At 62.3% G+C, this 10,234-nt stretch carries 7 protein-coding genes; 4 read left to right on the forward strand and 3 right to left on the reverse strand.

What is annotated here, in order from left to right; translation table 11 throughout:
* Positions 1-412: 412 nt before the first annotated feature.
* The gene (locus VK804_RS27560) at positions 413-649 is read left to right on the forward strand and encodes a hypothetical protein (RefSeq protein WP_325376112.1); all 237 of its coding nucleotides are present in this window, start codon (positions 413-415) and stop codon (positions 647-649) included.
* A 31-nt stretch (positions 650-680) separates the two neighbouring features.
* Positions 681-1,136, forward strand: a complete 456-nt coding sequence (locus tag VK804_RS27565; protein ID WP_325376114.1) for a hypothetical protein — start codon at positions 681-683, stop codon at positions 1,134-1,136.
* A 111-nt stretch (positions 1,137-1,247) separates the two neighbouring features.
* Here the strand turns inward: VK804_RS27565 and VK804_RS27570 are convergent, their stop codons facing one another.
* Positions 1,248-2,069: a hypothetical protein gene (locus tag VK804_RS27570; RefSeq protein WP_325376115.1), complete on the reverse strand. Its 822-nt coding sequence runs from the start codon at positions 2,067-2,069 to the stop codon at positions 1,248-1,250.
* 54 nt (positions 2,070-2,123) lie between these two features.
* Positions 2,124-3,602: a protein adenylyltransferase SelO gene (locus VK804_RS27575; RefSeq protein ID WP_325376117.1), complete on the reverse strand. Its 1,479-nt coding sequence runs from the start codon at positions 3,600-3,602 to the stop codon at positions 2,124-2,126.
* 236 nt (positions 3,603-3,838) lie between these two features.
* On the opposite strand from VK804_RS27575, the gene aspS reads away from it, so the two are divergent.
* On the forward strand, positions 3,839-5,614 hold the full coding sequence (aspS, locus tag VK804_RS27580; protein ID WP_325376119.1) for an aspartate--tRNA ligase: 1,776 nt from the start codon (positions 3,839-3,841) through the stop codon (positions 5,612-5,614).
* Positions 5,615-5,714: 100 nt separating this feature from the next.
* Here aspS and VK804_RS27585 read toward each other — a convergent pair whose 3' ends face one another.
* Complete coding sequence (locus VK804_RS27585; protein WP_325376121.1) at positions 5,715-7,700, reverse strand: hypothetical protein; 1,986 nt, start codon at positions 7,698-7,700, stop codon at positions 5,715-5,717.
* Positions 7,701-7,941: 241 nt separating this feature from the next.
* Between VK804_RS27585 and VK804_RS27590 the strand changes: the two genes are divergently transcribed.
* On the forward strand, positions 7,942-10,234 hold a 2,293-nt coding region (locus tag VK804_RS27590; protein WP_325376122.1), incomplete at its 3' end, for an NADP-dependent malic enzyme.

Consider the following 10,234-nt stretch of genomic DNA (forward strand, 5'->3'; position numbering starts at 1 on the left):
AGACGGCGTTCTGCCGAAAGCGCTGATATGTCAAGGGTCTTGGGACGAATTCGGGGCTTGCATTCGGGTTGGTTGGGACTTTTCCCAAGAACTCAAACGACCGCGGCGCGCGGCAGGCGGTTCTGACGCGTTCTCGATACTGGCTTCGAAGCTGGACCGGTCAGTATTGCCGCATGCGGCGCGACGGTTGCCGCTGCGACGGAAAGGCCAGCACGATGAGAGAGAGGGCGAAGACCCCCAATCCCATGAATTCAAATACCAGCGCGTCCACGGCAATCTCCCCCACAAACCGTTAGATTTGTAGGGAGTGCATTGAGGGGTTATTAAGTGACGTGGTTAAGGGCGGGGGCGGGTAGGGCGATGGTGGATTAGGGGTTAACGGGTCGGGTGCGCCTAACAGCGGGAGGGGATGATGGGCACTATTGTTTTCGAGGGCGAGCGGCCATTTGAGCTGGTAACCCAGCAGCTACCCACAACGACTGCCGAAGGGCAAACCGTAGTGGTGACTCTGCCGGTATTTGTCGCTGGCTTTCCTCAACAAACGTTGGATATTCAGGTGAGGATGTCGATAGAGCATGCCGAACAAGTGGCGGCTCAGATTCAGCCCATATTAGTAACGGCTCGCGTGAATCGCAAGGCTGGTCGCTAATACAGTCATCGCTTTATTCATTGGCGCCTCCATGGCTGAACCAAACGTCACAAAAGAGGATCGCGAACAGTCCAGGCGCTCTATTGATATGATCGTCGCTGTAGCACTGGCCGTGATCACGTTTCAACCCGCGTCCGCGCAGGTCGCCACTCAGGGTGACATTGAAATTCTCAACCGCCGGATAATGGATTTGGACTTGCGATTGCGCGCTCTTGAAGGCGAAAAAGAAGGCAAGCGCCAAGCCGAGCAAGCCGATGCTCGGCGCCTGGAACAGGAACGACAAACGGCAGCCTATTTGGAAGAGCGGCGCAACTGCGACGCGTACAAACGGCGGATTGTCGCCGCGCCACCGGTTGACCCTCAACGGGCTGGTGCAGCAGAAATGCGGATGCTCGATCAGCTTGATGAAAGCTCTTGCAAACATGCCGACAAATTCGAGGCCGACAGTGCGGCCAACGCGCGTGCGATGGATCAGAAAAAGCGTTAGACAGCCCTACACAATCGAAACGAATCATCGACGCTGCCCGCGAAGCGGAAGCGGATGAAACTGAGGAAGGCGCAGAGTGCGCTTTCGAAAAGGTTGTGGTGCGGAAAGCATCTAAGCCCATACGCCGCCCCTAGCTTCATGGGCTTCGCATAGGGTTTGGTAGTCCCAAATTAGAGGGTAAAATTCATTGCCATCTAGCAACGCCTCAGCGGATTTTCGCCGCGTTGGCTCTTTTGTCCCGAATTTCTGAAGAGACCATTTTTGCAGGTGCTCCCATGCTTCATCCCTATCGGGCGGCCGATCTTCCAATTCAAACCATTCGTTGACATTCTCGTGGTGTTTTCGAAATTCCCACGCGAAAAAATCAGCCGCCTGAAGCGCTGGAATTTCCTTAGCAGTCTTGGCCTTCGGAAGGCCGCGTGTGACAACTTTGTCAAAATCTCCATCGTTATACTTGTCAGAGTCCGCATAGATTTTTGCGGCGGCCAGCTTTGACGTTACTTTATCGGTATGGTCGAAAATAAGTTCAATCGACCAACCAGGGTTGTCCCTAGCTGCGAGCAACATGCAGCCATAGGCTGCGAGCGGATAAGGCTTTAGACTCAAGCCGTGAGCAGCATTGAATCTCGCCAAATCATCTAAGCGAACTAGCGATAAAACGCCTACTAGACAACTTCGGCTGACAACCTTAGCCAAGCCACCTAGAAAATCGGCGACTTCGTCTCGATGTTCCTTGGGTGGATGCCACTTGCCGTATATGCCGTTCGGGTTCCCCATTTCCTTCATGTGGAAATAAGGCACATCATGATTGGCGAGGGCCATTGGCCAATACGTCTCAAATTCTTCCCAGCGATGCTCGGCCCCAACATAGCCACCAACGGCCCAAATCTGGCCGCGCTGACTGTCATCTAGCCAACCCCTAAAAACCGCCATGACGCCCTCCTTGGGCGGTCGGTTGGATACTGAAAGCTGATAGCGCCGGATTCGTCACGTCCCGCAAAACGTCTGCCGCACGCACTGATGCGGTTCGGGAGCCTCCGCGTATCGCGCCAAGGCCGGCTGGTCCTGGTACGGCCTCGACAGCACCGTCAGAAGCTCTTCGAACGGCGCAAAATCGTCCCTGTTCACGGCGGCCTCGATCACCGCTTCGATCCGGTGGTTTCTCGGAATGAAGGCGGGGTTGACCGCGCGCATCGCGGCCTGCCGGGCGGCTGGCTCCTGCGGCTCCTCGCCGGTCCGTTGCCGCCAGCGCCCCGCCCATTCGTCGAAGGCGGTGGGGTCGGCAAACAACGAGCGGATATCGCGATCATGCAGGGGATCGAGTGCGGCGTCGCCCAACCGCCGGAATGTCAGGGTAAAGTCGGCCTGGTTTTTGGCCATCGCGTCCAGCAGATCCTGCGCAAGCGCCTGGTCGCCGTCCTGCTTCGTGAACAGCCCGAGCTTGGCGCGCAGCCCGGCCTGATAGGCTCCGTTGAAAGCATCGGCGAAGCCGCCAAGCACAAGTTGCGCCTCCGCGATCGCCTTCTCCTGGTCCTCGGAGAACAGCGGCAGCAGGCATTCCGCAAGCCGGGTCAGATTCCACAGCGCGATCCGCGGCTGGTTGGCATAGGCGTAGCGGCCCATCTCGTCGATCGAGGAGAACACCTTTGCCGGGTCGTAATGGTCCATGAAGGCGCAGGGGCCGTAATCGATGGTCTCGCCCGAGATCGAGGTGTTGTCGGTGTTCATGACGCCGTGGATGAAGCCGATCAGGAGCCAGCGCGCGACCAGCTCGGCCTGGCGCGCGATAACGCCCTCCAGCAGCGCATGATAGGGGCGTTCGGCGCTGGCGGCTTGCGGATAGTGCCGGGCGATCACGTGGTCGGCGAGCCGCCGCACCCCCTCGGTATCGCCGCGTGCCGCGAAATACTGGAACGTTCCGACCCGGATGTGGCTGGAGGCGACGCGGGTCAGCACCGCGCCCGGCAACGCTGTCTCGCGAAACACGCTCTCGCCGGTCATGACGGCCGCGAGCGAGCGCGTGGTCGGGATGCAGAGCTTAGCCATGGTCTCGCTGACGATGTATTCGCGCAGCACCGGGCCGAGCGCGGCGCGGCCGTCGCCCCGCCGCGAAAACGGCGTCGGGCCGGAGCCCTTGAGCTGGATGTCGCGGCGGACGCCATCGGCGTCGATCACCTCGCCGAGCAGGATGGCCCGGCCATCGCCGAGCTGCGGCACGAAATGTCCGAACTGATGGCCGGCATAGGCCATCGCGATCGGGTCTGCGCCCTCGGGAATGCGTTTTCCGGCCAGAATCTCGGCGCCCTCGGGGCTGTCGAGCCGGTCGGGATCGAGTCCAAGCTGGACGGCAAGAGGCCGGTTCAGCTTGATCAGCCGGGGCGAGGGGACCGGAGTGGGCGCGACTCGGGCGAAGAAATTGGCCGGCAGTGCCGCGTAGGTATTTTGGAAGGGGAAATGTACCGTCATGTCCCCAAAGATAGGCTGTGCTTCGAATTAGACAATCGGCTTGCGGGCCCGCGAGGCCGGCCGGATGCTGTTTTTCGGTCCCTTTCGGGGGCCTGCGGTCGGCCGCCAAAAGCCCGGTTTGGCGGGCGCATTCGGTTGCCGCGCCTGAAAGCGTCGGGTAAACCCTCACCCTCTTCGCGGGGACAGGTCTTTGGCCTCCCGCGATTCGATCCTCCGACATCTGTTTTGGAATATCCATGCATCGTTACCGGACCCATACCTGCGGCGCGCTCCGCGACAGCGATATCGACCACGCCGTCCGCTTGTCCGGCTGGTGCCATCGCATCCGCGACCATGGCGGCGTGCTGTTCATCGATCTGCGCGACCATTACGGGCTGACGCAATGCGTGGTCGACCCGGATTCGCCGGCGTTCTCTGCGGCCGAAAAACTGCGCTCGGAATGGGTGGTGCGGATCGACGGCAAGGTCCGCCGCCGCCCCGCCGGTACCGACAATTCGGAACTGCCGACCGGCGCGGTCGAAGTCTATGTCAGCGAAATCGAGGTGCTGGGGGCGGCTGGCGAACTGCCGATGCCGGTGTTCGGGGACCAGGAATATCCTGAGGACATAAGGCTTAAGTACCGTTTCCTCGACCTGCGTCGCGACAAGCTGCACCAGAATATCATGAAGCGCGGCGCGATCATCGATTCCATGCGCAAGCGCATGAAGGAGCAGGGCTTCTTCGAGTTCCAGACCCCGATCCTGACGGCGTCGTCGCCGGAAGGCGCGCGCGACTTCCTGGTGCCCTCGCGGATTCATCCGGGGAAGTTCTATGCGCTGCCGCAGGCCCCGCAGCAGTACAAGCAGCTCCTGATGATCAGCGGCTTCGACCGCTATTTCCAGATTGCACCTTGCTTCCGCGACGAGGACCCGCGCGCGGATCGGTTGCCCGGCGAGTTCTATCAGCTCGACGTCGAGATGAGTTTTGTGACCCAGGAGGACGTGTTCGCGGCGATGGAGCCGGTGGTCACAGGCGTGTTCGAGGAATTCTCAAACGGCAAGCCGGTGACGAAGCAATGGCCGCGGATTCCGTTCGCGGAGGCGCTGCGCAAATACGGCAGCGACAAGCCAGACCTGCGCAACAAGATTGAGATGCAGGACGTCTCCGAACATTTCCGCGGCTCCGGCTTCAAGGTGTTTGCGCGGATGCTGGAGGAGCCGAAGAACCGAGTCTGGGCGCTGCCTGCGCCTGGCGGCGGCAGCCGCGCGTTCTGCGACCGGATGAATTCCTGGGCGCAAGGCGAGGGCCAGCCCGGCCTCGGCTACATCATGTGGCGCGAGGGCGGCGAGGGCGCAGGCCCCCTTGCCAACAACATCGGGGCGGAGCGGACGGCGGCGATCCGCGCCCAATTCGGTTTGAAGGAAGGCGACGCCGCGTTCTTCGTCGCCGGGGATCCCGAAAAATTCTGGAAGTTTTCCGGGCTGGCACGCACCAAGCTCGGCGAGGAGTTGAACCTGATCGACAAGGATCGGTTCGAACTCGCCTGGATCGTAGACTTCCCGATGTACGAATATGACGAGGAAGAAAAGAAGATCGACTTCTCGCACAACCCGTTTTCGATGCCGCAGGGCGGGCTCGAGGCGCTGCAGACCCAGGACCCCCTGACCATCAAGGCGTTCCAGTACGACATCACCTGCAACGGCTACGAGATCGCCTCCGGCGGTATCCGCAATCACCGGCCCGAGGCGATGGTGAAGGCGTTCCAGATCGCCGGCTATGGCGAGAACGAGGTGATCGGACGCTTCGGCGGCATGTACCGCGCGTTCCAGTACGGCGCCCCGCCGCATGGCGGCATGGCGGCCGGCGTCGATCGCATCGTGATGCTGCTCTGCGGCACCACGAACCTGCGCGAAATCTCGCTATTCCCGATGAACCAGCGCGCCGAGGACCTCATGATGGGAGCGCCCTCCGAGGTCTCGACGAAACAGCTGCGCGAACTTCACATCCGGCTCAATCTGCCGGACAAGGCCTGAGCCTGGAGCCCCGTCTCGATGGAATCGAAACGGGGCTCCGGATTCTTTAATTGACGCGTTTTCTTGACGCGAACCGGCGGCCACTTCGCTCGAAAACGCTTTAACGCCCCGTCGCAACCTCCACCTGAAACTGCGCCAGCACGACGAGCGGGTCGGTGTTCAGCGCCTGGATCATCGGCATCACCGGTAATTTGCCGCGCGGCGTGAGCTTCAGCGTCAGGGTGCCGCGCGGGTTCTCGACATAGCGTGCCGCGGCCTCCACGATCGCCATGGCATCGGGATCGCTTGCCGTCGTTGGATCGACGCTGGACCGGATTTTTTCGGCGATGGCCGCGCGTGCCGCATCGGGGCTGACGTTCTGCGTGCGGGCATATTGCGCGACCGCCAGATCGACGCCGCCGAGGTCCTGTACCACGAGCTCAAGCGTGCCGGCCTCGATTTGCCCCGCCATGGCGGCTGCTTGCGGCAGGTTGGGCGAGAATACGCCGCGCGGCACGTTGGCGAGCGAGACGCGCGCTTGGGCTTTCAAGAGGCCGCCCAGCTCGAGGGTTGCGGGATCCACCACGAAGGTGCGCGAGGCTTCGGTCCAGGCCGCGCCGAGATCGAGGTCGATTGCGAGCCTGTCCATGCCGGCGTCAAGCAGCGGCCGCAGACTGGCTTCACTGGCCTCGATCGGGGCGCTCATCTTGCCGGCCAGGCGCGCCTGGCTTGGGATCGGGCCGACAAACTGGCCCCAGTTCAGGTTCAACTGATCTATGCTGATCGGTTTGCCGCTGTCCTTATCGGGCACGACGAACCCTTTGACCTCGACGCCTTGCAGCAGCGTCAACAGGCCGAGAAGCTGTTCGGGCGGGGGCTTCTGCGCCGGGTTCATAAACAGCGCCGACATGCGCAAGAGGTTGGCGATGTCGAAGGATTTGAGCGCGAAGCGCCCGACCTTGACGGGCCCCTTCGGCGCTTTTGCATCCAGACCTTCGATCGCAAATTCGCCGATCTTGCCGGCCTCCAGGTTGAACCGCATCGCCGCGAGCTTGAACGGGCCTTGCGGCGTTTCCACCGACAGGCCGCGCATCTCGGCGTTTGCGATATGCACGCCCTCATAGAGACTGGAGATCTTCTCGATCATCTCGCGTGCTTGCGCGGGTGTCGGCGGAGCGGCTCCGGCCTGTGGCAGCATCGCCAGCAGCGCCGGGATTTGCATTCGCGACGGCTTGAACCCGACGTCATCGATCGTCATGCCGTCGATCCGCATGTTCAGGCCTTGCGCCCCCGTGATGACATAAGGACCCACCGTGATCTGCCGATAGGCGCGGTAATAGCGGTCGTCGTTGGCCTTCTGCGGATCGAGGATCGCAGCCAGGGCGCTGAGATCGAGGTCGTACGAGGCGAGATTGACGAGATTGCCGGTGATCTTCTCGACCTTGCCCGCCTGTTGCATGTTGGCCGTGAAAACGAACCCGTCGATCTTCATGCTGGCGATCTTGCCGTCCTTGATGCCCTGCATCGCGAGGCCCGTATAGGCGACATCGCCTCCGCCCGGCGTTACGGCGCCGAAGTTGATGGTCGCGGCAATGCTGGGGACCGTGACCGACGATGCGGTGACATCAGCGAATTGCTCGAGTCCGAAGCGATAGATATCGATCAGGGCCGATGAAGCCGGTCGCCGTGGCATGCCGGCGGGGCCGGAATAGTCCTTTATCGTGATCCGCGGTATCTTGTAGGTGAGTTTGAAGCCTGAAGGCGCCGCCATCGCGGCGCCGATCTCGATGTCGGTGGCCTCGATGCTGTCGGCGGAAAATCGCGCCGCATCGGGTTGACTGACACCCGAAGCCGTGACGCTGGCGATCCTGGCGCTGACAGGGGGTTGCGCGGCCGATTCGCTCGCGATGTCCGCGACCGTGACGGTGCGCTTCCACAGATCGAACGACACCTTGCCGTGGCTCGCCTTGGCGCCGGTCGCGCGAATCTGCTCGAACGCGGCTTCGACCTCACCGGCGACGCGGTGCTGGATGTAGAATTGGAATCCGAAGAAACCGCCAGCGGCGATGACGAGGGCCGCGACCACACCGATCAATATCTTTGCCATTGTCGCGACTCCATTGCCGATTGCGGCCAAAATGCCATATTGTCGCCCGCGATGGTACGGGAGTGTGACAATGGCTTCGGCGATTTCCCATGATCGACGTACGGGCCTGTTGGTCACCGTCGCATCGGATGTTGCGTCCAAGCGGTTGCGCGTGCTTCACATCCGGCTTAGTCCACCGGAAAACTGACCCTTCTGGGACTGATCAGCAAAACAAATTCGGGCGGAAGCGCGGGGAGCATGCATGTCGTCCTATTCCGAAGATCTCCATTCCGCAGCACTCGCCTATCACCGGTTGCCGCGGCCCGGCAAGCTGGAGATCCAGGCGATCAAGCCGCTCGCCAACCAGCGCGACCTCGCGCTCGCCTATTCGCCAGGGGTGGCGGCCGCCTGCCTGGAGATCGCCAAGAATCCGGCGGAGGCCGCTTCGCTCACGATCCGCGCCAACCTGGTCGCGGTCGTCTCCAACGGCACCGCCGTGCTCGGGCTCGGCAATATCGGGCCGCTGGCCTCGAAGCCGGTGATGGAAGGCAAGGCGGTCCTGTTCAAGAAATTCGCCGGCATCGACGTGTTCGACATCGAAATCGCCGCCGACACCATCGAGCGGGTGGTCGAGACCGTGGCCGCGCTGGAGCCGACCTTCGGCGGCATCAATCTGGAGGACATCAAGGGTCCGGAATGTTTCGAGATCGAGGCGCAGCTCAAGGCGCGCATGAAAATCCCGGTGTTTCATGACGACCAGCACGGCACCGCCATCATCGTCGGCGCCGCCATCACCAATGCGCTGCTGCTGAACGGCAAGCAGCTTGCCGACGTCAAGATCGTCTGCTCCGGGGCGGGAGCCGCGGCACTCGCCTGTCTCAATCTCCTGGTCTCGATGGGCGCCCAGCGCAAGAATATCTTCGTCGTCGACATCGACGGCGTGGTCTATGAGGGGCGCCCCACGCTGATGGACCGCTGGAAGGCGGTCTATGCCCAGAACACCGACAAGCGCACGCTCGGCGAGGTGATCGACGGCGCCGATATCTTTCTCGGACTTTCGGCCCCCAATGTGTTGAAACCGGAGATGGTCAAGCGGATGGCGGATAAGCCGCTGGTAATGGCGCTGGCCAATCCGAACCCGGAAATCATGCCGGATGAAGCCCGCAAAGCGTGCCCGGATGCGATGATCTGCACCGGGCGAAGCGACTTTCCCAACCAGGTCAACAACGTCCTGTGCTTTCCCTTCATCTTCCGCGGCGCGCTCGATGTCGGCGCCACCGCGATCAACGAGGAAATGAAGAAGGCAGCGGTCGACGCGATCGCGCAGCTGGCGCGCGATCCCCCGGTTGACGCCGTGCTGCAGGGGTTTGACAGCGGCGAGGCGCAGGGTTTCGGTCCGGGTTCGCTGATCCCGAGCCCGTTCGATCCGCGGCTGATCCTGCGCATTGCGCCGGCGGTCGCGAGAGCCGCGATGGACTCCGGCGTCGCTACCCGTCCGATCAAGAATTTCGACGATTACTCAGCCCAGCTCGAGCGCTTCGCGTTCCGCTCCGGCCTCGTCATGAAGCCGGTGTTCGCGAAGGCAAAGACCCAGCCGGTGCGTGTGATCTATGCCGAGGGCGAGGACGAGCGCGTGCTGCATGCGACCCAGGTGGTGCTGGAGGAGAAGCTGGCCCGGCCGATCCTGGTCGGACGCCCCTCGGTGGTCGAGGCGCGGATCAAGAGGTATGGCCTCGCCATCAAGGCCGGCCGGGATTTTGACCTCGTCAATCCCGAGGACGATCCGCGCTACCGGTCCTATGTCCAGTCCTATATCGACGTTGCCGGCCGGCATGGCGTCACGCCTGACGCCGCGCGCACCGTGGTGCGCACCAACGCCACCGTGATCGCGGCGCTCGCGGTGATCCGGGGCGAAGCCGACGCCATGATCTGCGGCGTCGATGGCCGCTATATGAGCCATCTGCGGCATGTGCGCGAAATCATCGGCTTTCTGCCGGGGGTGAGCGATTTTGCCGCGCTTTCGCTGATGATCACCAGCAAGGGCGCCTATTTCATCGCCGATACCCAGGTGCGGCCCAATCCAAGCGCCGAGGAACTGGCGGAAATGGCGGCGCTGGCCGCCCTCCATGTCCAGCGCTTTGCGCTCAAGCCCAAGATCGCGTTCGTGTCACATTCGGATTTCGGCAGCTATGATACGGAGTCCTCGCGCAAGATGCGGCGCGCCACCGCGCTTTTGAAGCAGAGCCACCCCGAACTGGAAGCGGACGGCGAAATGCAGGGCGATACCGCGCTGTCGGAAGCGGCCCGAAAGCTGGTCCTGCCGCATTCGAAGCTGGAGGGAGAGGCCAATATCCTGATCATGCCGAACCTCGACACCGCCAACGTCGCCTATCAGATGATCAAGTCCCTGGCCGATGCCCTTCCGGTTGGACCGATCCTGATCGGTCCCTCGCGTCCGGCGCACATTCTCACCCCGTCGGTGACGGCGCGCGGCATTCTGAACATGACCGCGATCGCCGCGGTCGAAGCCCAGGAGCGGGCCGGCCGCCAGCGAC

It is taken from the genome of Bradyrhizobium sp. (assembly GCF_035484855.1).
Taxonomy (GTDB): Bacteria; Pseudomonadota; Alphaproteobacteria; order Rhizobiales; family Xanthobacteraceae; genus Bradyrhizobium.

Coding starts and splice junctions, on each gene's coding strand:
- VK804_RS27560 (WP_325376112.1), top strand. CDS start 413: ATGGGCACTATTGTTTTCGAGGGCGAGCGGCCATTTGAGCTGGTAACC.
- VK804_RS27565 (WP_325376114.1), top strand. CDS start 681: ATGGCTGAACCAAACGTCACAAAAGAGGATCGCGAACAGTCCAGGCGC.
- VK804_RS27570 (WP_325376115.1), bottom strand. CDS start 2,069: ATGGCGGTTTTTAGGGGTTGGCTAGATGACAGTCAGCGCGGCCAGATT.
- VK804_RS27575 (WP_325376117.1), bottom strand. CDS start 3,602: ATGACGGTACATTTCCCCTTCCAAAATACCTACGCGGCACTGCCGGCC.
- aspS (WP_325376119.1), top strand. CDS start 3,839: ATGCATCGTTACCGGACCCATACCTGCGGCGCGCTCCGCGACAGCGAT.
- VK804_RS27585 (WP_325376121.1), bottom strand. CDS start 7,700: ATGGCAAAGATATTGATCGGTGTGGTCGCGGCCCTCGTCATCGCCGCT.